Raw genomic sequence first — 22,755 nt, forward strand, 5'->3', positions numbered from 1 at the left:
AGTTGCGGCTTCACCTCCGCAAGGATGACAGACATGGACATCATCGTATTGGGCGCCGGCATTGTCGGCGTAGCCACGGCCTATTGCCTCGCGCAGGAAGGTCACACGGTCAGGGTTGTCGAGCGGCAGGCGGCGGCCGGTCTTGAAACCAGCTTTGCCAATGGCAGCCAGCTCGTCGCTCACGGCGGGGGCCCCTGGAGCGCGCCGGGCGTGCCGACCAACTTGCTGAAATGGTTCGGGCGCAGGGATGCTCCGCTTATGCTCCGGCTATCTGCCATCCCCGGTCTCTGGCGCTGGGGGCCGCAATTCCTGCTCAATTGCACGCAGGCCCGCTGGACGCACAACGCGATTTCACTGCACCATCTGGCGATGTCGAGCATCCGCGAACTCGACCGCATTGTCGCCGACGAGCGCCTGGAGTTTGACCAGCTCCGGAAGGGCATATTGGTGGTGCATAAAAGTCAGCAGGCCTTTGACGCCGCTGCGGCCCATGTCGCGGTCGAGAACGCGGCCGGCATGCGCAAACACGCCGTCGACGCCGAAGCCTGCATAGCCCTTGAGCCGGCGCTCACTCATCAACGCCACCAAATTTCCGGCGGCATCTATGCCGAAGCGGACCGCACCGGCGACTGCCTGAGTTTTACGCAGGCCCTTGCCACCGCGGCCCTGCGGCTCGGCGTAACCTTCGACTACCAAACCCGCATAGAATCCATCACCTCGAACGGCCGGTCGATCACCGGCGTGGTGACCGACAAAGGCCGCCTGCAGGCAGATCGCTACGTGATGTGTCTCGGCAGCTACTCTCCGCTGTTGAGCCGCCAGGTCGGCATCGATTTACCGATCTATCCCGTGAAAGGCTATTCAGCCACGGTCTCAGTCGATGGTTGGGACGGCGCTCCCACCATTTCGTTGATCGATGCCTCTCGCAAAATGGGCTTCTCACGCCTCGGCAACCGGCTGCGGATTGCCGGCACCGCCGAATTTGCCGGCCACTCGACGACATTGGACGCAGACCGGGGCAAAATCCTGCTGGATGGGCTGCTGGAAATGTTTCCTTTCTGCCCCGGTGCGGCAGACGCCATGCACTGGTCAGGATTACGACCGATGACGCCCGATGGCGTGCCGGTGGTCGGACGAACCAGGCTGGATAACCTGCTGATCAATTCGGGTCACGGCACATTGGGCTGGTCGCTGTCCTGCGGATCGGCGCGGCTCATCTGCGAGTTGATCGGCAACCGGACGCCGGAGATCGACCCCGGGCTTTATGCTCCCGAACGCCGCTATTTCTAGGCTGGCAGAAAGTCGGGTGCCGGTGGTAGCAGCGCGTCGGCAATTTCCGCGCAGCGCTCGCGGGCAAACTGAACCAGCCGCTCGCGGTTGAAACCCGGCGCATGGCCCTCGGTCCAATAGGCACAAAACTCGAAACTGACTGCCGGTTCAAGCCGGGCAAACCAGATGCCGGAGCGGCGGAACGGGTGGGCCGCAATCGGATCGAGAATAGCGAAACCCAGCCCCTCCTCGACCATGGCGCATGCCGCCATGGCACTGGGGCATTTGATCACCTGCCGCTGCTGGACGCCGTGTTGGGCAAATACCGCAGCGGCAGGATCGACCAGCCTGTCGGCCCGTGGCACGCTGATCATGTCGAACCCATCCAATTCATTGACATGCACCACAGTCTGGCCAGCCAACGGATGGCGCGCCGGTAGCAGGCAATAGGCATCGAATCTCCGCAACACCACACGGCTGACGCCCGGAACATCTGTGGTTGTCAGTGCAAAGCCGATATCTGCCTGGCGGGACGACACCTGTCCCAGCACCTGCTCGTTGCTGGCAGCCGCAACCCGGAAATAGCTGTGGTCGATCTGCTCGTGATAGCGCGCGATTACCCGGGGCAGCACAGCGACGGCGAATACCGGCAGCAGCGCCACCGAAATGATCGCCTCCGGCTCGTCCCGCAGTTGCAGGCAGACATCATTGATCCGGTCCAGACCGACAAAAGCACGCTGGATTTCAGCAAACAGTATGTTGGCACGCGCCGTGGGTACCAACCGCCCCTGCTGGCGGTCAAACAACGGAAATTGCAGCAGCCCATCGATATCGCGGAGAACATGGCTGACCGCCGGCTGGGTAACATGCAGGCTCGAGGCGGCACCGGTAGCGGAGCCAGTCAGCATCACGCTTCGAATAACCTCGATATGGCGGTGCGTCAGCTTGTTGGCCATGGCCGCTCCGATCTGCCGGGGCTTTCCGCCGCCCCGCAGTCACGGGTATAGTTTGTAAAAATACCTAACTAAACCAGATTGCGCGATTTGTCGTTACCTGACAAGACATTGTTCCTGTCTTGCTGGATATTCCGGCCGCACCGCAGTCTCCCCCGGGGTGGTTGAGTTGCCCCTAAATCTGGCTATGGTGCGCCGAACGGACTGATGGAGAAGCGCATGCTGCGCCGCGCAATCGACGAACAGCGGACGATGAAAACTCCGACCAAGGAGGCCTCGCCGCCGCTGACCGAGAGCGCCAGAGCCGTGCTGCGTACCATTGCCGAATATGGCTCGGTCACCCGCCCGCAACTGGGGGCACTGCTGGCACTGTCCAAACCCACCATGTCGGCGGCGGTCGCCGAACTGGACGCGCTTCGGCTGGTCGCCGCCAAGGGTGTCCACAAGGGTGCGACCGGCCGATCGGCACAAATATATGGTCTTGGCCCCGGCGCGGGCTATGTCGTGGGCGTCGATATCGGTGCGACCCAGGTAAGGGCCCTCGCCTATGGTCTCGATGACGAGCGCTTGGGCGCCTCGACGCACCCTATCGCGGCCGCCGACATTGCCGCCAACGATAGGCTGACCGGCGTAGTTGACGAGGTGATGCGGCAGGTGACGCCGAAAGCGCGACGCCATCCCGGCCCGTTGCGCGCCATTGCCGTCGCTGTGCCTCTCAGTATTTCCGAGCACCGGCTGAAAGACACGCTGGCCCCGCTGCAGGACGTCTTGTCTGCAATGCGCAAGCGGCTGCGGGCGCCGATCATTCTGGAAAACAACGTCAATTGCGCCGCCATTGCCGAACATCGCTTTGGCGCGGCACGCGAGGCCGATGTCTTTGCCTACCTGCAGGTGGGGGTTCGCATCGGCCTCGGACTGGTTATCGGTGGCAAGCTGTTCCGCGGTGCCGGTGGCTTTGCCGGTGAGGTGGGGCGCATCCCCTTTCCTTGGTCGGAGAGCGAGGTTCCGACGCGGGAGGCATTGGAGCACTATCTGGGCGCTACCGCCTTCATGGCGCGTGTTGCCGCAGGCTGGCCGGCGGATGCCGGCGCACCGCCACCAAGCGCTCGGGAGCTGTTTGAGCTGGCCGCCGCGGGCTCGGAGACCGCACGCTCATGGGTGGACAGGCATGCCCGCGACATTGGCAGGTTGATGGCCGCGTGCATCGGCATGTTCGATCCAGGTCGTATCGTCCTGGGTGGTGGCGTGGGGCAAAATCCAATGCTGGTTGGCGAGGTCAGTCGCGTGGTGCGCGAGCTGACCTGGCCGAGCGATATCACCGTCGGCACGCTCGGCGACGATGCCACTGCACTAGGCGCCATGCGCATCGCCAGCCAGTACGGGCTTGCCCAACTGACTGGCGATCCCACTACGGCAATTGTGCTGCCGACAACCCGGCAGCGCAGGAGCTGACGCTTAGCGGACCACGCGACCTTCTACAGGGTAAGCCGGATCAATATAGCCCGGGGTGGAGTCGTGCCCGGCCGGCACCATGGCGCTCAGCGTTGCTTCGTCCTGCGCGGTATAGTCGTAATCCAGCGCCTGAACATAGCCCTGCCATTGCTGCAGCGTCCGTGGGCCCGCGATGACCGAGGAGACCGAGGCATTGGCCAGCACCCACTGCGTTGCGAGCGTGACCGAATTTGTCTGCCGTTTGTCTGCATAGGCGGCGACGTCCTCGGCGATGCGCAGCGATTCCTCGCGCCATTCGGTCGCCAGCATGCGCGCGTCCTTGCGGCCGGCACGGCTATCCGGATCTGGCTCGACACCGGGCCTATACTTGCCGGTGAGCACGCCACGCGCCAATGGGCTGTAGGGTACCAGGCCAACGCCATAATGCAGCGCGAGCGGAATGAGATCATACTCGGCGGTACGGTTGAGCATGTTGTATTGCGGCTGGAACATTACCGGCCGGTCGATCCCCAGATCATCGCACATCTTGCAGATAATGGCGGCGCGCCAGGGCCGGAAGTTGGAGAGGCCGAAATAGCGGACCTTGCCTTCGCGCACCAGGGTGGCGACGGCCAGCATGGTTTCTTCCAGCGGCACGTCGCGGTCTTCCCGATGCAGGCACAGCACGTCGAGATAGTCGGTATCGAGGCGCTTGAGGCAGGCTTCAGTACCCTCGAGCACCCAATGGCGCGACAGCCCCCGGCTGTTGGGATTGCCACCCAGATTATTGCCCATCTTGGAGCACAGCACCCAGTCACTGCGATTGGCCTTGATCGCCTTGCCGGCGATCTGCTCGGCAGCCCCGCCATTATAGACGTCGGCGCTGTCGATGAAGTTCACGCCGCTATCCTTGGCGGCTGCGATGATTTCGATGGCATCCTGTTCGCTGGTCTGATTGCCAAACATCATCGTGCCTAGGCATAATTCCGACACACGCAGGCCACTGCGGCCCAACTGACGATAGTCCATTTTGCTGCTCCTCTTTGTTAGACGCGGGACTATTGTGCCCGCACTGGAATGCTACGACGCGCCATTTCGGCGGCGTCGAATTCAAGCCCCAATCCCGGCGCTGTCGGCAGGATGAAGTGGCCATCCACTGGCCGCGAGGGGTTGCGGAAAACTGAATCGGCGCGTTCCCAGCCATCGCACAACTCGATGGGCTTGGAGCGCAGCATGATGGTAGACAGCATATGGACATTGGCCATGTGGCCAATGCTGGGCTGAGTCTGGTGCGGCACCAGTTCGACGCCATGCGCGGCAGCGATTGCTTGGCATTGCATCAGGCCGGTAATGCCTCCCATCTTGATGATGTCAGGCTGCACCATGCGGACGCCGGCTTCGATCAGATCCTTGACGCCTTGCAACGTATAAGTCTGTTCGCCCGCCGAAACCGTGATGTCGAGCCGGCGCGCCAGCTCGCCCGTCGCCGCCACGTTGTAATGCTGCAACGGCTCTTCGAACCAGATATAGCCCAGCTCTTCCAGCGCCCGCCCTACCCGGATGGCAGCGCCGAACGAGTAACCGTTGTTGGCATCGAACGCCAACGGGAAGTCATCGCCGACCGCCTCGCGCACGGCGCGGGCCTTGGCAATATCGCCGGCAATATCCAGATCCTGGCGGGTCCGGTCGCCATCACGGCGCAATTTGAGTGCCGCCGGACGTTCCGATTTGATCCGCCGCACGGCGTGTTCGACCAGCCATTCGGCGCTCTTGGCCGCGCCGCCGCCCATTGAGGCATAGCAGGGCAACCGATCCTGCCAGGCGCCGCCCAGCAGTTTGTAAACAGGCAGGCCCAGCAGCTTGCCCTTGAGATCCCACAGTGCAATGTCCAGCCCGGCAATAGCACCGGTCACCACGCCTTCCGGACCAAGCTTGATGCATTTGTGCAGCAGGCGATCCAGCAACACGGCGTGGTCGAGCACATGATGGCCCACAAGGTCGGAAATCATGTCATTGGCGATAACGGTGAGCGACGCCAGCCCGCCTTGCATCGGCGAGACTTCGCCCAGGCCAAACAGGCCATCCTCGCCCTGAACGCGGATGAAGGCGCTGCGCACCCCTTGCCCCGGCTCCTGCCACTCCAGCTGGAAAGTTTCGATCGCAGTGATTTTCATGGCTGACGCTCAGGACACAAGAGGAATGGGATTGGGGGCGGCAAAGTGGCAGGCGGCCTGATGACCCTCGGCGATCTGGCGCAAGGCCGGTCTCTCCACGCGGCACACCGGCTGTGCCAACGGGCATCGCGTATGAAAATGGCAACCGGGGGGTACGCGGAGCGGACTCGGCACGTCGCCCTTGAGCACAATGGCTCGCGCCTTGCGGTGCGGATCGGGTTGTGGCGCAGCCGATAGCAGCGCCTGCGTATAGGGATGGTGCGGTGTATCGTAGACGGCCCGCTTGGGGCCGATCTCGACCACGCGTCCGAGATACATCACCATGACCCGGTCGGCGAAATGGCGCACGACCGCCAGATCATGCGCCACGAAAAAATAGGAAAAGCCGTGCTGCTCCTGCAAGTCCTGCAGCAGATTGACGATTTGCGCCTGCACGGAAACGTCGAGTGCCGAAACCGGCTCGTCGGCGACGATGAAGGCGGGATTGAGCGCGATAGCCCGGGCAATGCCGATGCGCTGGCGCTGCCCCCCGGAAAACTGACGGGGATATTTGTCCATTATCGACGCCGAGAGCCCGACCTGCTCCAGCAGGCCGGCGACGCGCTCGCGCCGTTGCGCGCCGGTAAGGCCGGGCTCGAACAATTCGAGCGGCTCACCAACGATATCTCCGACGCGCCGCCGCGGGCTCAGCGAGCCATAAGGATCCTGAAAAATGATCTGCGCCTTGGCCCGGACCGCGCGCAACTTGTGGCGTGGCAAGGCCGTGATATCAATTCCGTCGAGCTGAACTGTGCCGCTGGTCGGCTCGATAAGGCGCAGCAGCAGGCGTCCCAGTGTAGACTTGCCGCACCCGCTTTCGCCGACAACGGCCAGCGTTTCCCCACGTGCTATGTCGAAGGAGACATCATCGACGGCGCGGACGCCGGGCACCTCCTTGCCAAACCGTCGCCCACCGCCAAAAGTCTTTCCCAGGCCTTCGGCCCGCAGCAAATTTTCGGCCATCACCGGACCTCCCCATCGGACGCATTGGCGGGCGCCGTAACCCAGCAGGCCGCACCATGCCCCGAGCCGTGGTCGAACATTGGCGGCATCTCCACCGCACAGCGCGAGACCTTGCGCGCACAGCGCGGCTCGAACGGACAGCCCGCCTTGATCGTGCCGGCCGGCGGCACCGATCCCGGAATCTGATAGAGGCGGCGCGCCTCATGTCCGGCCCGCACGATCGAGCGCAGCAGACCATCGGTATAAGGGTGAGCCGGCGCATCAAAGATGGCGGCCACTGGACCGGTCTCAACCACCCGGCCCGCATACATGACGACGATCCGATCGCAGACCTCGGCAATCACGCTCAGATCGTGCGAAATCAGCAGGATGGCCGTGCCGGTCTCTTGGCGGATGGTGTTCATCACCCCAAGCACCTGCGCCTGAATGGTCACATCCAGCGCCGTGGTCGGCTCGTCGGCAATCAGCAGTCGTGGTTCGCAGGCCAGCGCCATTGCGATCATCACCCGCTGGCGCATTCCCCCGGAAAACTGGTGGGGATAGGCCCGCAGGCGCGCCTCGGCATCGGGAATTCCTACCATCTTCAACAGTTGGACGACCCGTGCCCGTCGCTCTTCCCTCGACATGCGCTGATGCAACAGGATGGCCTCGCCCACCTGATCGCCCACGGTCATCACCGGATTCAGCGAACTCATCGGCTCCTGAAAGATCATCGAGATCTTGCGACCTCGGATTTCAGGCATTTGGTCGATAGGCAGTTGCAGCAGGTCGACGCCATCGAGCTCGATGCGGCCGCGCGCAATATGGCCCGGCGGCACGGGGATGAGGCGCAGGACAGCCAGCGAGGTCAGGGACTTGCCCGAGCCCGACTCACCGACCAGACCAACCGCCTCGCCAGCATTCACCGTGAAACTGACCCCATCGACCACGCGGGTAACCTGCCCCCTGCTGATGAAGTCCACCGCCAGGTCATCGATTTTGAGCAGCGGGGTCACGATTGCGTCTCCGGATCGAGCGCGTCGCGCAGCGCGTCACCCAGCACATTGAATGACAGCACGACCACGGTGATGAGCAGGCCGGCGCCAATGATTGGCCAGGGCGAGCCAAAGATGTTGTTGAGGGAATCGCGGATAATGTTGCCCCAACTGGGCTCCGGAGCCTGCGTGCCCAGGCCGAGAAAGCTCAGCGAGGCTTCCAGCCGGATGGCCGAAGCCACCCAGAGCGTCAGCAACACCAGGATGGGTGCGGCGATATTAGGCAGCACGTGGCGAATGATGATGCGCGGTGAACTCAGCCCCACTGCGACCGACGCCTCGACATAGGCTTCCTGCACCACGGATAGAGTGGAGGCGCGCGCCACACGGGCGAAGCTGGGAATGAAGGCCAGGGCGATAACGCCGACCACATTCCAGAAGCCGCCCCCAAGGACCGAGGCGATCATGATAGCCAGGAGCAGTTCGGGAAACGACAGCATGGCGTCGTTGAGCCGGGTCAGCAGCCGATCGACAATGCCGCCATAGTACCCGGCCACTACGCCCAGGGTAGTACCGATCAGCGCCGCAATGATCGGCGAGACCAGCCCGACCACCAGCGAGTTGCGCGAGCCGTAAATCAGGCGCGACAACACGTCCCGACCAAATTGGTCGGTTCCCAGCCAGTTCTCGGCGGACGGATATTGGTTGATCTTGAACACGCTCTGGGTCAACGGGTCCATCGGCGCCAGCAGAGGCGCAAACAGCGCGATCAGCACCATCAGCACGACGACTAGCCCGGACCCCAGCACCGTGGCATTGCCAGAAAGCAGTTCGCGCATCACCGCGCGGCGGGGTGGCTCGCTGGCCACTTGGACAACCTCGCTCATCGGCTTACCCTCACCCGCGGATCGATGACGACATAGGCCAGGTCCACCAGCAGGTTTACCAGCAGCACGAGAAAGGCAAACACGGCGACACCCCCTTGAATGACGGGATAGTCCCGGCGCGCGATGGCGCTGATCAGCATTTCGCCGATGCCGGGACGGTTGAAGACGAGCTCGATCGCCACCGAACCCGACAGGGTGGCCAACAGGCTGAGGCCGATGCCGGTGGCAATCGGCATCATGGCGTTGCGAAGGCCGTGACGATAAATGGCGCGCGGTTCGCGGGCACCCTTGGCACGGGCGGTGCGGACATAGTCCTTGCCCAGCACCTCGAGCAGCGACGTCCGCGTCAGCCGGGCGACGAATGCGGCCTTGATACAGGCCAACGTGACCGCCGGCAGGACGAGGTGATGCAGGCGGCTCAACAGATCGGTCCCGGCACCATTGATCGGGAACCAGCCCAGATTGAGCGAGAACACGATCAACAGCACCGCTCCGAGATAGAAATCCGGAATGGCATAGCCGACCAGAGAAAATACCCGCACCCCGGAATCGGCCAGTTTGCGTCGTTTGACCGCGGCGAGAACACCCATCGGAATCCCCGCCAGAACCCCAAGGGCAACTGCGCTCAAGGTCAGCTCGATAGTATAGGGCAGGTTCCGCCCGATCAGCTCGGACACCAGGGTTTGGGAGGTCAGTGAACGACCGAAATCGAAGCGCACCATATCCCACAGGAAGACGAAATATTGCTGCCACAGCGGCAGGTCGAGGCCCATTTGCTGCCGGAACAACGCCAGTTGCTCCTGGGTGGCATAGTCGCCCAGGGCGACGCGGGCCGGGTCACCCGGCAATAGGCGCAAGGCGACAAACACCAGCGTCAAGATCAGCAAAATGGTGGGTACAGCGTCCAGAACCCGCCCCATGATCAGTCTCAGCATGTCACACCCGTTTCCCTTCTGGGGGTCAGCCTTATCCGTGTCCGCAGCAGGCCAGCAAGTCGCTTTCCATCAAGCCTTGACGCCGCTACCAAATCATAGTTTCTAAGCGCTGGCTAGTTAGTTCGGCAAAATTCCGAACTAACTTGCGATCAACAGGAGAGCTCGCTAAGGTGCTCCTGAAATTCAACGATAAGGCCGACTGGCCGCAGACTATTAGCCCGCATTGGGCCGAACAGGACGCCTGATGAATAACCAGCTTGTCGTTGGCGTTGATATCGGTGGCACCAAAACCCATCTCGTCGCGGCGCATGGCAGCCATCTTCTGGCCGAACGCATTTTGCAGACAGCCGACTGGCGCAGCACCGACTTGGCGGCCAATGCGACCGCATTGGCCGATATGGTCGCCATCCTCTGCGCCGGTCAGGCTCCAGCCGCCTTGGCCATCGGCGCCCATGGCTGCGACACGGATTTGCACTGCCGCCAGATGCAGGACGCGGTTTCCGACAAAATTGTCTGTCCGGTTCTGGTGGTCAACGACTGTGAACTGCTGGTCCCCGCTGCCGGATTCAGCAATGGAATCGGCGTCGTCTCGGGAACCGGATCCATCGCAGTGGCCCGCTCCGCCGATGGCCGGATGCTGGCCGCGGGCGGTTGGGGCTGGCTATTGGGCGACGAGGGCAGCGCGCCGACCCTGGTCCGCGACGCCGCGCGCGCAGTTCGGTCGGCGCTGGATCACGGGCAGCACAACGACCCCCTTATCCCCATGCTGCTCGCCGCTTTGGGATTGGAAGATCCGATCAAGTTGGGCCGACGCCTGCATGAAATGGGTGACGGCGTGGCCTGGGGCCGGCATGCACCGGTGGTGTTCGAGGCCGCCGAGGCCGGATCTGCCGTGGCCAGCGCCGTCATCGACCGCGCCGGGGATGCCTTGGCCAGCCTGGTCTCCATCCTCATCGAGCGTGGGGCCGATGCGACTCATGTCGTGGCCGGCGGCGGAGTGATCGCCCAGCAACCGCGCCTCATGCAGGCCTTTCGCACCGCCATGGCGACACGCAATCCCTCAAGCCACACCCTTCTGTTGCAGGCCGCTCCGGTGCAGGGGGCATTGGCCCTCGCCCGTCGCCTGACAACGACCGATCCAATTCACTGATCCGAGGACATCATGGAACGCATTGGCTACCGCGCTGCAGTCGCCCGCCAGCCGGAGAGTCTCGCCACCTGCCTCTCCACTCTCTCCGAGCTGGCCAACGACTCCAGGCTGGCGTCATTCCGCCAGGGGCCGCTGGCGCTCGTGGGTATCGGCGCCAGTTATCAGGTCGCGCTGGCCGGGGCGCAATATCTGCGTCAGGCCGGCATTTCGGCCCACGCGCTGTATCCCGCTGAACTTGATACCAGTGCGGGTGACTTCTATCGCGGCATCATGCTGATGTCGGCCTCCGGCGAAAGCGCCGAAATTCTTGATGCCGCAACGCTCAGCGCCGGCCTGCCCCGACTGGCACTCTGTCGTGCGGCAGACAATCCGTTGGCCCGACAGGCCGATATCATGATCGCCACCGAAAGTGGTGCGGACAATGGCGCCAGCTCCACAGGCTATACTGGCATGCTACTGGCCATCGCCCTGTTGGCGCATGCCCTGTCAGGCACCGGCATCCCGTCCGAACTGACCACCCTGCCCCGGACGATCGCCGGCCTGCTGCACGACAATGTCGAGCCGTCGATTCAGGCAGCCCGGCGCCTTGCCGATTGCAGCGCCATCGATCTGGTAGGCGGCGGACTTGAACTGGCAACGGCAGGTGAAGGCGCCATCCTGATCCGCGAGGCGGTACGACTGCCGGCCTTTGCGTGGGAAGTCCGCAACTATCTGCACGGTCCTATGGAATCGCAGGACAATCGCACCGGCCTTATCGCGCTGGGCGATGGCGATGAACCCCGGATTGCCGCCGAGGCCGCCGCTTTTGGCTGCACCAGCATTCTGCTGACCAGCCAGCCGCCCGTCCCTTCGGGAGCCACCCACATGCAGTTGCCGGCAGTCGCCAATCCCATTGCCCGCGCAGTCGCCACCATCGTGGCCATCCAGATGATTGTCGCCGAGATGCAGGATGCTGCCGGTCTGACCGACACGCGCTTCAGATATCCGCAGTCCGACACCAAGCGCCGTGCCGAACAACCAAAACCGGCATAGTAAAAGGCCGCCCCAACTATGACGGCCCGACACCCGGCCGGCAGCAAGCCGACAGGTAGGGTCGAGTACTGAAGGCGGCTGGAGTCACACGCGCTGCGTCAAGGTTGAGCGCGCCGACTCCCGGCCGGCATCACCTCAATCCTCGGGCGGGGCGGCCACCATGCCCAGTGCCGACATGTAGAGTTCCAGCAGGGCTTCCTGCTCCATGCGCTCATTGGCATCCTGCTTGCGGATGGTCACGATCTTGCGCAGGATCTTGGTGTCGAAACCGTTGCCCTTGGCTTCGGCGTAGATTTCCTTGATATCGGCGGCGATGGCGGCCTTTTCTTCTTCCATGCGCTCGATACGTTCGATGAACGCCCTGAGCTGATCCTGGGCAACGCTGTCTTCGACGGCCATGGCACTTCCTTTTGGTTTCGTGGCCCCGTTCAATCGCACCGCGAAGCCCGGTTCAACCCCTTTATGGGTCAATCCACATCGCTGCGTCGCTGCATGGCCGCAATTCCGTCAAATCGCCCCTTTTGCCATTGACCAATGCGTCACCATGGGCTCAAAGAAGGCACGTTTTTCCGATGTTTGCTGGCACCACATTGCATATCCCCCGTCTCGGCATGACCCTGATCGGCGCGATGCTCGCAAGCCTCGCCTTTTTCGCCACGCCTGCTCATGCCGATCTGCGCATCTGCAACGAAACCAGCAACCTGGTTTCGGTCTCGCTCGGCTATCGCGCCGAGCGCGGCTGGATGAGCGAAGGCTGGTGGGCCACCCCGCCCGGTGATTGCCGCACCCTCTACCAGGGAGACCTGGAAAGACGCTTCTATTACATCTACGCGGTGGACGATATTGGCGGCGGCGCCTGGGACGGCTCGGTCTTCATGTGCACGCGTGACGAAACCTTCACAATATTCGGGGTTGAGGATTGCCTCGCCCGCGGTTATGAGCGCACCGGTTTCTTTGAAATCGATACCCAGAACCGCACCGACTGGACCTTGCAGCTTACCGAGAACGCCGATGGTCCCGCCATTGTCGGTCCTGATGCCAGCGAAGACCTCGAAGACCCCACATTCCTTGTCGATCCCGATGACGTCACGATCGATGTCCCGCAGGACGACATAGATACGCAGGAAACGGACACGCAATGAGACGCATGCGACGCGCGAAGATCATCGCCACCCTCGGGCCCGCCAGCCACGAAGAAAAGATGATCGAGGAACTGGCCAGGGCCGGCGCGGACGTGTTCCGCATCAATATGAGCCATGCCAGCCACGACCTGCTCAAGCAGACCGTCGAGCGCATCCGCACTGTCGAAAAGCGTCTCAACCATCCCCTGGGCGTACTGGTCGACCTGCAGGGTCCCAAGCTCCGCGTCTGGAAGTTCGCCGACGGCGCCATCAACCTGGTCGCCGGGCAGAAATTCACCCTCGACAGCAATGCCGACATGCCCGGCACGCCTGATCGCGTCTACCTGCCCCATCCCGAAATCATCGAGAATGTCTCGGTCGGCGACCGCCTGCTGCTCGACGACGGCAAGCTGGCCCTCAAGGCCACCAAGGTCGGCAATGGCGCCATCGAGACCGAAGTCATCTATGGTGGCCGCCTCTCCGACAAGAAGGGCGTCTCCCTGCCCGATACGCTCCTGCCCACCGGCGCGCTGACCGAAAAGGATCACGCCGACCTGCTCGCGGGCCTTGCCGTCGACGCCGACTGGATTGCCCTCTCCTTCGTGCAACGCCCCGAAGACATCATCGATGTCCGCAAGATCGTGCAGGGACGCGCCGGCGTCATGGCCAAGATCGAAAAACCCCAGGCCATCGATCGCCTCGAGGAAATCGTCAAGCTCTGCGACGCCATCATGGTCGCCCGCGGCGATCTGGGCGTCGAACTGCCGCTCGAAACCGTGCCGGGCCTGCAGAAGCGCATGATCCGTATGTGCCGCCGCTACGGCAAGCCGGTGGTCGTCGCCACACAGATGCTGGAATCGATGATCTCGGCCCCGGTCCCCACCCGCGCCGAAGTCTCCGACGTCTCCATTGCCGTGTTCGAAGGCGCCGACGCCATCATGCTCTCGGCCGAATCTGCCTCCGGCCAGTATCCCGTGGAAGCCGTTTCGACCATGAACAAGGTGGCCGTGGCCGTCGAGGGCGATGCCAATTACCGTGGCATCATCCGCGCTGCCCAGACCGAGCCCGAAGCCACCGCCGCCGACGCCATTTCGGCGGCGACGCGCCAGGTCGCCGAAACGCTCGATCTGGCTGCCATCGTCACCTATACCGCCTCCGGCTCCACCGGCATCCGCGCCGCCCGCGAGCGGCCCAGCAAGCCCATCATCGTGCTTTCGCCCAATATGCGCACCATTCGCCGCATGTCGGTGGTCTGGGGCGTCCATTGCGTGCAGACCGAGGATGCCGTGTCGCTGGAAGACATGGTCGATCGCGCCTGCGTCATTGCCTATCAGGAAGGCTTTGCCCGCCCCGGCGACCGCATCGCCATCACCGCCGGCATTCCCCTGGGCACGCCCGGCGCCACCAACATGCTGCGCATCGCCTTCGTCCGCCAGGACGGCGCCGGCTCGAGCTGAGCTAGCCGGCAAGACGGAATATGGAAGGCCCGCTTCGGCGGGTCTTTTGCTTCAATCCGCTTCTGCCAGCAGCGTATCGGCAAATTTGCGCATCAGCCGGACCAGTTCGGCGAGGTCCTCTTCCGGCCAATTCTGGAACACGACGCTGCCCATGCGCTCACGCGCCGCATCGAGGGCATCGAGCATTGCCCGGCCCTGGGCGCTCACCACAGCCTCCTTCACGCGCCGGTCTGTAGCGCTTTCCTGCCGCAACACCAGTCCCAGCATTTCGAGCTTGCCGATCTGCCGGCTGACCGTGGTGTAGTCCCGCCCGACCCTGTCGGCCAGGTCCACGACGCCCACCGGGCCCAGGCGACCGATGCCCACCAGCAACGGAAACAGCGCCCGATCCAGCTTTATGCCGGCCGCATGGATAAGTGCATCGTCGCGCTGCGGCCGATTCATCACGCTGACAATATCGAGCAAAGCCCCGTGCAACTGCCGCAACTGACTTTTGATATGTGTATTTTGCACACTTTCTCTTGACATGTTTGATAGCCCTATTTATGTGCATATTACACATAATAACATATTGAGAAAGCCCCGCGATGAAAGCCGCAATCGTACTAGGCGCCGGTCAGGCGCCGATCTATGGAGATTTCCCGCCGCCCGAAGCGCAAGCGGGTGAAGAACGCGTAACAATCATCGCCGCCGCGCTCAGTCCGGTCGTCAGGGGTCGGGCCGCCGGCAAGCACTACAGCGCCCCGGGCACCTACCCCTTCATTGCGGGCGTCGATGGCGTTGGCCGGCTCGATGGCGGGCGCCGGGTCCTCTTCTTTGGCTCGCGCCAGCCCTATGGCAGCATGGCCGAAGCTACCGTCGTGCCCATCGGCCAGTGCGTGACAATTCCCGACGCGCTGGATGATGTCCTCGCAGCCGCCATTGCCAATCCCGGCGTATCGTCCTGGGCCGCCCTCCGGCTGCGCGCCGGATTCAAGCCGGGCGAAACCGTGCTGATCAATGGCGCCACCGGCACGTCCGGCCGCCTCGCTGTGCAGGTCGCCCGCCATCTCGGCGCCGGCAAGGTCATTGCCACCGCCCGCAATGCCGAGGCGTTGCAGTCGCTCGGTGCCGACGAAACCATCCAGCTCACCCAGGACCAGGATGCCCTGGAACAGCGCTTTCAATCCGCATTCGCCAATGGCGTGGATGTCGTCATCGACTATCTGTGGGGGCAGAGCGCGGAACGCCTGTTGATGGCGGCTGCCCGGGCCGGCATCGAGGGCGTGCCGATCCGCTTCGTCCAGGTCGGTTCGATCAGCGGACCGGGCATAACGCTGCCGAGCGCCGTGCTTCGCTCATCGTCCATCACGCTGATGGGCAGCGGGCTGGGCGGCATTCCGCTGGACAGCCTCATCGCCTCGGTGGCCGAATTGCTGCAGGCCGCCGCCACCGCTGGCTTCACCATGGCGACCAGGTCCGCGCCCCTGGCCCAGCTCGATCAGGTCTGGAATGCCCCGGACGACGGCAGGCGCATCGTGTTCACTATCTGACACAAGCGCTGCCACGCATCAGGGCGACGACGTACCAGAACCAACTGCCGGAAAACAAAAGCCCGCTTGCGCGGGCTTTTATCAATTCGATGCTGGATTGCGCTCAGCCCTGGCGAGCCTTGTAGCGCTTGTCCACCTTGTTGATGATGTAAACCCGGCCGCGACGGCGGACGAGCTTGTTCGCGCGGTGGCGAGTCATCAGCGCCTTCAGCGAGTTGCGGATCTTCATCTCTTGTATCCTCAGTCAAACAAAATGGGCGCCTGCGCGCCCGGAAACTTGGGGGCATACATATGGAAATTGCCTCGGCCTGTCAACGCGCAAGGGGGCGGGAATTTGCGGTCCCGCACCGCTTTCCCGCGCCGGGATCGCACCGCGGCGATTAACGTCCTGTAGCGAAAGCTAAGTTACTGTAGTCCCTGTTAAATAGCGCACAAAGCGAAACCGCATGGCCAACGAGGAAATCACCAAGCGCGGCGTCCTGATCGCCGATCACAGCCAGAACATGGCCGCGCTTGTCGCCGTCATGCTGCGCAGCCTGGGCCGCAAGGACATCCGCGAGGCCTATGACGCCAGCAAGGCCATGACCGAGCTCAAGCGCCGCGTCTTCGACGTGCTCATCATCGATGATGCGCTCGACGGCATGGATAGCGTCGCCTTTACCCGCAAGCTCCGCGCCAACACCGATTGCCAGAACCGGCTTGTGCCCATCATCATGATGAGCGCCCTGCCCGACGCCAAGCGCATCGCCGAGGCCCGCGACGCCGGCGTCACCGAATTCCTGCGCAAGCCCTTCGCCGCCAACCACCTGCTCGCCCGCCTCACCAGCATCGAAACCAATCCCCGCTCCTTCATCGAAGTCGAGCAATATAAAGGCCCCGACCGCCGCCGTCGGACCGTGGATGTCGGTGAGGACCGGCGCGAAGCCGGCAAGGCAAGTTAGCGGATACCCCCTCCTGACCCCCCTGATAGGGGAGGAAACCACTCAGTGGATTGGCTAGATCATGCCACAAGCTCGATCTGTTCCTCCCCCTATCAGGGGGAGGCTAGGAGGGGGTACCCCACCAAAACAAAAGGCCCGCCAAAGCGGGCCTTTCCGTCCTATTCCCCCAGCACCGCCTCTTCCGGCACTTCGATCTCGCGCCAGCGGTGGCAGGCCACCAGTCGCCCATCCTCGATCGTCTCCAGCGGCGGCCGCGTCTCGGCACAGAAGGGCTTGGCGAAGCGGCAGCGCGTGCGGAACGTGCAGCCCGAAGGCGGATTGATCGGCGAGGGGATTTCCCCCTTGAGCGCGTCGATATTGCGTTGTCGCGCCAGCTTGGGGTCGGGAATCGGCACCGCCGTCAGCAGCGCCCGCGTATAGGGATGCCTGGGCTGTTCGTAGATTTCGTCTCCCGTGGCCAGCTCCACGATCCGCCCCAGATAGAGCACCAGGATGCGGTCCGACACATGCCGCACCACGCTCAGATTGTGCGAGATGAAGATCAGCGTCAGCCCGAATTCGTCCTTGAGCTCGGCCAGCAGGTTCAGGATCTGCGCCTGAATCGACACGTCAAGCGCCGAAACCGGCTCGTCGCAGACGATGAGCTTGGGTTCGGTGATCAGCGCCCGGGCAATGCCGATGCGCTGCGCCTGCCCGCCCGAAAATTCGTGCGGATAGCGATTGATCATTTCGGGCAGCAAGCCCACCGCTTCCATGGTCTTGAGCACGCGGGCGCGACGCTCGTCCTTGTTCAGTTCCGGCCGCAAGGTGCGCAGCGGATCGGCGATGATCTCGCCGACAGTCATGCGCGGATTGAGCGAAGCCAGCGGGTCCTGGAAGATGATCTGCAGGTCGGCGCGGCGCTGCCGCATCTCCTCGGCCGGCAGCCTGGTCAGGTCCTGCCCCAGCCACAGCACCTGCCCCTCGTCGGGAGCAAGCAATTGCAGGATGCAGCGGCCCAGCGTGGACTTGCCGCAGCCGCTTTCGCCCACAATGCCCAGCGTCTCGCCCTGGCGGATGTTGAAGTTGATATTCTCGAGCGCCGTCAGCGTCAGCCGCCGGCTGAACAGGCCGCCGGTCAGCGAGAACGTCTTCTTGAGGTCCTTGATCTCGAGCAGGTTGATCGGGGTCTGGTCCATCAGGCGACCTTTCCATAGGCCATCGGACCCTCATAGAAACAGGCCTTTTCGCGGCCATTGCCGGTCTCGGTCAGCGGCGGCCGCTCGACCAGGCACCGGTCGAACGCGAAGGCGCAACGCGGATTGAACGAACAGCCCTTGGGCAGGTGTTCCAGGCTCGGCGGCAGCCCCTGGATCGGGTCGAGCCGCGCCGCGCGATGCGCGATATGCGGCGTCGAATGCAGCAGGCCCAGCGTATAGGGGTGGCGCGGATCATAGAACAGGTCGTCGACCGTCCCCTTCTCCACCGCGCGCCCGCCATACATCACCATCATCCGGTCGGCCACACCAGCCACCACGCCCAGGTCATGGGTGATCAGCACCAGCGACGTGCCGAAATCCTCGGTCAGCGTCTTGAACAGATCGAGCATCTGCGCCTGCACGGTCACGTCCAGCGCCGTGGTCGGCTCGTCCGCGATCAGGATCTTGGGTTGGCACAGCAAGGCCATGGCGATCATCACGCGCTGCCGCATGCCGCCCGAAAGCTCGTGCGGATAGGCATTGGCGCGCTTCACCGGTTCGGGGATACCCACCCGCTCCAGCATCTCGATGGCCGCCGCCGTCGCCTTCTGCTTGTCGAAGTCGCGATGCTTGACCAGCACTTCCGCCAGTTGCGTCCGCACTTTCAGCGTGGGGTTGAGGCTGGTCATCGGGTCCTGGAAAATCATCGCGATATCCTTGCCGCGATGCTTGTCCAACTGCCCCGCCGGCATGCCGATCAGGTTGATGTCGCCCATCATGGCCCGGCCACCGGCCCGACCATTCTTGGCCAGCAGGCCCATAATGGCGAGGAAGGCCTGGCTCTTGCCCGAGCCCGATTCACCCACCACGGCCAGCGTCTCGCCCTCGGCGAGGGAAAAATTCATGTCCCGCACGGCATGCACTTCGCTCTGATGCAGCTCGAACGTGACCGACATGTCTTCGACTTTGAGGACTTCTTTCATGTCAGCGATCCTTGGGGTCGAGAGCGTCGCGCAACCCGTCGCCGATATAGGTGAGGCACAGCAGCAGGCTCACCAGCACCACGGCGGGGCCGATCAGCATCCAGGGCAGCGTCTCGGCCACGGGCGAGCCGAAGCTGATCAGCGTGCCGAGCGATGTCTGCGGCTCCTGCACGCCCAGGCCCAGATAGGACAGGAAGCTCTCGGTCAGAATGATTTCCGGAATGGTCAGCGTGGCATAGATCACCACGGGGCCTGTGAGATTGGGCACGATATGCCGGAAGATGATGGTCCAGGGCTTGGCGCCGCCGGCCTTGGCCGCCTCGACGAATTCGCGCTCCTTGATGGAGAGCGTCTGCCCGCGCACGATACGCGCCATGGTCAGCCATTCCAGGCACCCGATACCCACGAAGAGCAGCACCGGATTGCGCCCGAAGATCACCACCAGAATGATCACGAAGAGGATATACGGGAGCGCATACATGATATCGACGAAGCGCATCATGACCGCATCGACCTTGCCGCCAAAATAGCCGGCAATGGCCCCGTAACACACCCCGATGAACACCGAGACCAGCGTCGCCACGCCGGCCACGATCAGGCTCATCTGCGTGCCCTGCATGATGCGGGCCAGCATGTCGCGGCCGTTCTGGTCGGTGCCGGCAAAGTGGCCGGCCTCGAAATTGGGCGGCTTGCGGATGCCGCTCCAGTCGATCTTGTCATAGGTCCAGGGCAGGAAATACGGCCCCACGAATGCGAACAGGACGATGAAGAGCACGACGAAGATCGAGACCAGCGCCGCCTTGTTGCGCACCAGGCGCCGCATGGCGTCCTGGGTCAGCGAGCGGCCCTTGGGGGCGTCGAGGGTTTCGAGCTTGCGCGCATACTCGGTGAGCACCGCGTCCTTGCCAGTAATGCCGGCCATCAGCGGTACCTCACCTTCGGGTCGAGCCAGGCATAGAGAATGTCGACCAGCAGGTTCACCGCCAGGATGATGAACATGTAGAGAATGGTCGTCCCCAGCACGAGGCCATAGTCACGGTTGAGCGCGGCGCCGATGAAATACTTGCCGATCCCCGGCAGGGCGAACACCTGTTCCACCACCAGCGAGCCGGTGAGCAGGTAGCTCAGCCCCGGCCCGAGATAGCTCACCACCGGCAGCAAAGCCGGCTTGATGGCATGCCGCGCCAGGATCAACCGCTGGCCGAGGCCCTTGGATTTGGCGGTGCGCACGTAATTGGTGCCCAGCACTTCGATCATCGAGCCGCGCATCAGCCGCGCCGTGCGTCCGGCATGGGGCAGCACCAGCACCGTGACCGGCAGCACCAGATGGGCGATCGAGCCGTTCCGCCAGCCGCCGGCCGGGAACCAGTCGAGATAGACGCCGAACACCAGCTGCATGAGGGCAGCCATCAGGAAGTTGGGCACCACCAGGCCGATCATCACCAGGAAGACCAGCATGTAATCCGGCCACTTGTTCTGGTTGACGGCGGAAAGCGCGCCGGCGACGAGGCCGACGACCGTACCGATGATGAAGGCCGAAAAGCCCAGCATCAGCGTGAAGGGCAGGCCGATCCAGATCATCTCGGCCACGGTGAAGTCGTTATAGACCATCGAGGGGCCGAAATCGCCCTGCAGCAGCCGTCCGACATAGATGAAATATTGCTGGATCAGCGGCAGGTCGAGATTGTAATGCGCCCGCAGGTTAGCCAGCGTCACGGGAGGCAGCGCGCGTTCACCGTCGAAGGGACCGCCGGGCGCCAGCCGCAGAATGAAGAAACAGGCAGTAACGGCAATCAGCGCTATCGGAATCGCCGACAGCACGCGCCGCGTCACATATCCAAACATGGATTCGGACCTTTCACATCCACCCCATCGCCAGCGCATGCGCCGTCAGGTGGATAAAATACGGCGCCGCCCCTCCCAAGGGGCGACGCCGCCGGTTCTAGGCGATTACTCGGACTTGGACAGCCAGCGCGTACGGTGAATGTCCGACGCATTGCTGACGAAGCCGGTAACCGTCGGGCTGACCACGTTCTGGGCGATGTACCAGTAGATCGGGAATGCGGCGGTTTCATCCATCGCAATCGTCTCGGCCTGGCCCAGCAGAGTGGCGCGAGCGGCCAGGTCCTGCTCGGTCGTGGCCTGGTCCATCAGCGCGTCGAACTCTTCGTTCGAGTAGCGGCCGTAGTTGTTGCCCCAGTTCATCGCGCCGTCCTGCATGATGCCGGTGCGCAGCAGGTCGAGCGTGTTGGACGGGTCCGAATAGTCCAGCAGCCAGCCGGCACGACCGACATCGAAGTCACCGGCGCGCAGGGCGTCGTAGTGAACCGCGGTTTCGGAGTTGAACAGCTCGGTCTTCACGCCAATCTGCTCCCACATGGACGAGATCGCCACGGCGATGCGCTGGTGGTTGTCATTGGTGTTGTACTTGAGCTGCACGGCCAGCGGAGAAGCCGAGGTATAGCCCAGGCCTTCCATGATCGACTTGGCTTCCGCCACGCGCTCTTCATAGGAGAGGCCGATCCATTCGGGCTGGTAGGGCTCGACGCCTTCATAGTTGGCGGTACCTTCCGGCACCCAGCCATAGGCCGGCAATTCGCCGGTGCCCAGCACGTCGGGGCCGATCACGTCGCGGTTGATCGCCATCGACAGGGCCTTGCGCACGTCGGCATTGTCGAAGGGCGCCTTTTCCTGGTTGATCACGTAGTAGTAGATGCCCAGGAACGGGGCGAAATAGTCCTGGCCCGGCAGGTTTTCCTTGATCCAGTCGGCCTGGTCCGACGGAATGTCGGTCAGGATGTCATATTCACCGGCGCGGTAGCGCGAGAGGGCGGCGGCCAGGTCGTCCTGCACGAAGTAGTTCACTTCGTCGATCTGGACATTGGCGGCATCCCAGTAGGTCTCGGACTTGACCGACTTGATGTAGCTGCCCGGCACCCACTCGGTGGGGGTGTAGGGGCCGTTCGAAACGATGTTCTCGACCTTGGTCCAGTCGCTGCCGACCGCGTCGATCACGTGCTTCGGCACGGGATAGGCGGTGTAGTGGGTCAGCGCCTGCAGGAAGAAGGGGGTGGGGCCTTCGAGGGTGATTTCGACGGTCTTGTCGTCGAGCGCCTTGACGCCCAGCTCGCTGAAATCGGTCACGGTGCCTTCGGCGATTTCCGAACCGTTGAGGATCGGGAACTGCAGATAGGCATAGTCCGAAGCGGTCTTGGGATCGAACAGGCGCTGGAAGGCGAACACGAAGTCGCCAGCCGTCACCGGGGTGCCGTCAGACCACTGGATGCCGTCACGCAGGGTGAAGGTATAGACCAGGCCGTCGTCGGAGATGGTGTAGCTTTCGGCCTGGCCGGGAACGGCCTCGGCATTGGCGTCTTCCGTCATCAGGCCTTCGATATAGTCGCCGATGATGCGGTTTTCCCAGTCGCCCGACGCCTGATGCGGATCGATGGAACCGGGCTCAGAGCCGTTCATCATGTTGAGCGTTACGGCCGAAGCGGTGCTGCTCATCAGCAGCGCCAGGGCGCCGGCGGTCGCTACCGCGGTCAGGGTTTGCGTGATTTTCATGTCTGTCCCATCTCCTTGTGGAATTCCCGAAATCGTCTTTTTCCCGCGGTCGTAGGCGCCGCGGAGTTCAAAAGCTCTTGCGGCCGGCGGATTTTTTATCCCCCGGTCAAGATTGCTGGACGGTATTACGCAATTCCGTCCACTGACAAGCAAAAGATTGACCTAAGCG

General features: G+C 63.1%; 23 protein-coding genes. 8 read left to right on the forward strand and 15 right to left on the reverse strand.

The genetic code is table 11. The annotated features are described in order from the left end of the window. Window positions 1-33 precede the first annotated feature (33 nt). The gene (locus NVV79_RS11155; RefSeq protein ID WP_303989215.1) at window positions 34-1,290 is read left to right on the forward strand and encodes a D-amino acid dehydrogenase; all 1,257 of its coding nucleotides are present in this window, start codon (window positions 34-36) and stop codon (window positions 1,288-1,290) included. Here the strand turns inward: NVV79_RS11155 and NVV79_RS11160 are convergent. Further along, the gene (locus NVV79_RS11160; RefSeq protein WP_303989218.1) at window positions 1,287-2,225 is read right to left on the reverse strand and encodes a LysR substrate-binding domain-containing protein; all 939 of its coding nucleotides are present in this window, start codon (window positions 2,223-2,225) and stop codon (window positions 1,287-1,289) included. The genes NVV79_RS11155 and NVV79_RS11160 overlap by 4 nt on opposite strands. Window positions 2,226-2,441: 216 nt before the next feature. On the opposite strand from NVV79_RS11160, the gene NVV79_RS11165 reads away from it, so the two are divergent. Beyond that, on the forward strand, window positions 2,442-3,674 hold the full coding sequence (locus NVV79_RS11165) for an ROK family transcriptional regulator (protein ID WP_303989221.1): 1,233 nt from the start codon (window positions 2,442-2,444) through the stop codon (window positions 3,672-3,674). Window positions 3,675-3,677: 3 nt separating this feature from the next. Here NVV79_RS11165 and NVV79_RS11170 read toward each other — a convergent pair whose 3' ends face one another. From NVV79_RS11170 to NVV79_RS11195, 6 genes are read right to left on the reverse strand one after another with little or no spacing between them, the layout of a single operon-like run. Then, entirely contained in the window at window positions 3,678-4,682 is a 1,005-nt protein-coding gene (locus tag NVV79_RS11170) for an aldo/keto reductase (RefSeq protein WP_303989224.1), read from the reverse strand. A gap of 29 nt (window positions 4,683-4,711) precedes the next feature. After that, complete coding sequence (locus tag NVV79_RS11175) at window positions 4,712-5,827, reverse strand: mandelate racemase/muconate lactonizing enzyme family protein (protein WP_303989227.1); 1,116 nt, start codon at window positions 5,825-5,827, stop codon at window positions 4,712-4,714. A gap of 9 nt (window positions 5,828-5,836) precedes the next feature. After that, a complete protein-coding gene (locus tag NVV79_RS11180) occupies window positions 5,837-6,829 on the reverse strand; it encodes an ABC transporter ATP-binding protein (protein ID WP_303989229.1) in 993 nt (330 codons plus the stop codon). After that, on the reverse strand, window positions 6,829-7,824 hold the full coding sequence (locus tag NVV79_RS11185) for an ABC transporter ATP-binding protein (RefSeq protein WP_303989230.1): 996 nt from the start codon (window positions 7,822-7,824) through the stop codon (window positions 6,829-6,831). The genes NVV79_RS11180 and NVV79_RS11185 overlap by 1 nt, the downstream gene beginning before the upstream one ends. After that, complete coding sequence (locus tag NVV79_RS11190; protein ID WP_303989232.1) at window positions 7,821-8,690, reverse strand: ABC transporter permease; 870 nt, start codon at window positions 8,688-8,690, stop codon at window positions 7,821-7,823. The genes NVV79_RS11185 and NVV79_RS11190 overlap by 4 nt, the downstream gene beginning before the upstream one ends. Continuing rightward, the gene (locus NVV79_RS11195) at window positions 8,687-9,625 is read right to left on the reverse strand and encodes an ABC transporter permease (protein WP_303989234.1); all 939 of its coding nucleotides are present in this window, start codon (window positions 9,623-9,625) and stop codon (window positions 8,687-8,689) included. The genes NVV79_RS11190 and NVV79_RS11195 overlap by 4 nt, the downstream gene beginning before the upstream one ends. Before the next feature lie 244 nt (window positions 9,626-9,869). Between NVV79_RS11195 and NVV79_RS11200 the strand changes: the two genes are divergently transcribed. After that, on the forward strand, window positions 9,870-10,775 hold the full coding sequence (locus NVV79_RS11200; protein ID WP_303989237.1) for an N-acetylglucosamine kinase: 906 nt from the start codon (window positions 9,870-9,872) through the stop codon (window positions 10,773-10,775). Window positions 10,776-10,787: 12 nt separating this feature from the next. Further along, on the forward strand, window positions 10,788-11,807 hold the full coding sequence (locus NVV79_RS11205) for an SIS domain-containing protein (protein ID WP_303989240.1): 1,020 nt from the start codon (window positions 10,788-10,790) through the stop codon (window positions 11,805-11,807). Window positions 11,808-11,942: 135 nt separating this feature from the next. On the opposite strand, the gene NVV79_RS11210 is transcribed toward NVV79_RS11205, so the two are convergent. Continuing rightward, the gene (locus tag NVV79_RS11210; RefSeq protein ID WP_146290298.1) at window positions 11,943-12,206 is read right to left on the reverse strand and encodes a DUF2312 domain-containing protein; all 264 of its coding nucleotides are present in this window, start codon (window positions 12,204-12,206) and stop codon (window positions 11,943-11,945) included. A 173-nt stretch (window positions 12,207-12,379) separates the two neighbouring features. Between NVV79_RS11210 and NVV79_RS11215 the strand changes: the two genes are divergently transcribed. After that, entirely contained in the window at window positions 12,380-12,949 is a 570-nt protein-coding gene (locus tag NVV79_RS11215; RefSeq protein ID WP_303989244.1) for a DUF1036 domain-containing protein, read from the forward strand. Further along, the gene (gene pyk, locus NVV79_RS11220) at window positions 12,946-14,385 is read left to right on the forward strand and encodes a pyruvate kinase (RefSeq protein WP_303989247.1); all 1,440 of its coding nucleotides are present in this window, start codon (window positions 12,946-12,948) and stop codon (window positions 14,383-14,385) included. The genes NVV79_RS11215 and pyk overlap by 4 nt, the downstream gene beginning before the upstream one ends. 51 nt (window positions 14,386-14,436) lie before the next feature. Here the strand turns inward: pyk and NVV79_RS11225 are convergent, their stop codons facing one another. Beyond that, window positions 14,437-14,913, reverse strand: a complete 477-nt coding sequence (locus NVV79_RS11225; protein ID WP_303989250.1) for a MarR family winged helix-turn-helix transcriptional regulator — start codon at window positions 14,911-14,913, stop codon at window positions 14,437-14,439. Window positions 14,914-14,972: 59 nt separating this feature from the next. Between NVV79_RS11225 and NVV79_RS11230 the strand changes: the two genes are divergently transcribed. Continuing rightward, complete coding sequence (locus NVV79_RS11230; protein ID WP_303989252.1) at window positions 14,973-15,917, forward strand: zinc-binding alcohol dehydrogenase family protein; 945 nt, start codon at window positions 14,973-14,975, stop codon at window positions 15,915-15,917. A gap of 103 nt (window positions 15,918-16,020) precedes the next feature. Here NVV79_RS11230 and ykgO read toward each other — a convergent pair whose 3' ends face one another. Continuing rightward, entirely contained in the window at window positions 16,021-16,146 is a 126-nt protein-coding gene (ykgO, locus tag NVV79_RS11235; protein WP_035098668.1) for a type B 50S ribosomal protein L36, read from the reverse strand. Window positions 16,147-16,363: 217 nt separating this feature from the next. Between ykgO and NVV79_RS11240 the strand changes: the two genes are divergently transcribed. Further along, the gene (locus NVV79_RS11240) at window positions 16,364-16,858 is read left to right on the forward strand and encodes a PleD family two-component system response regulator (protein WP_303989258.1); all 495 of its coding nucleotides are present in this window, start codon (window positions 16,364-16,366) and stop codon (window positions 16,856-16,858) included. 158 nt (window positions 16,859-17,016) lie between these two features. Here NVV79_RS11240 and NVV79_RS11245 read toward each other — a convergent pair whose 3' ends face one another. The 5 genes from NVV79_RS11245 to NVV79_RS11265 all read right to left on the reverse strand — a co-directional run bounded on the left by NVV79_RS11245 (window position 17,017) and on the right by NVV79_RS11265 (window position 22,586). After that, window positions 17,017-18,036, reverse strand: a complete 1,020-nt coding sequence (locus tag NVV79_RS11245; protein ID WP_303989261.1) for an ABC transporter ATP-binding protein — start codon at window positions 18,034-18,036, stop codon at window positions 17,017-17,019. Next, window positions 18,036-19,019 carry an ABC transporter ATP-binding protein gene (locus NVV79_RS11250; RefSeq protein ID WP_303989263.1) on the reverse strand — a complete coding sequence of 328 codons (984 nt, stop codon included), beginning with the start codon at window positions 19,017-19,019 and terminating at the stop codon, window positions 18,036-18,038. The genes NVV79_RS11245 and NVV79_RS11250 overlap by 1 nt, the downstream gene beginning before the upstream one ends. Window position 19,020: 1 nt before the next feature. Then, the gene (locus NVV79_RS11255; RefSeq protein WP_303989264.1) at window positions 19,021-19,941 is read right to left on the reverse strand and encodes an ABC transporter permease; all 921 of its coding nucleotides are present in this window, start codon (window positions 19,939-19,941) and stop codon (window positions 19,021-19,023) included. After that, the gene (locus NVV79_RS11260) at window positions 19,941-20,864 is read right to left on the reverse strand and encodes an ABC transporter permease subunit (RefSeq protein ID WP_056235791.1); all 924 of its coding nucleotides are present in this window, start codon (window positions 20,862-20,864) and stop codon (window positions 19,941-19,943) included. Before NVV79_RS11260 ends, NVV79_RS11255 begins: the two co-directional genes overlap by 1 nt. A gap of 105 nt (window positions 20,865-20,969) precedes the next feature. After that, on the reverse strand, window positions 20,970-22,586 hold the full coding sequence (locus tag NVV79_RS11265) for a peptide ABC transporter substrate-binding protein (RefSeq protein ID WP_303989269.1): 1,617 nt from the start codon (window positions 22,584-22,586) through the stop codon (window positions 20,970-20,972). Window positions 22,587-22,755 lie beyond the last annotated feature (169 nt).

The organism is Devosia ginsengisoli, from assembly GCF_024707105.1.
Classification (GTDB): domain Bacteria; phylum Pseudomonadota; class Alphaproteobacteria; order Rhizobiales; family Devosiaceae; genus Devosia; species Devosia ginsengisoli_A.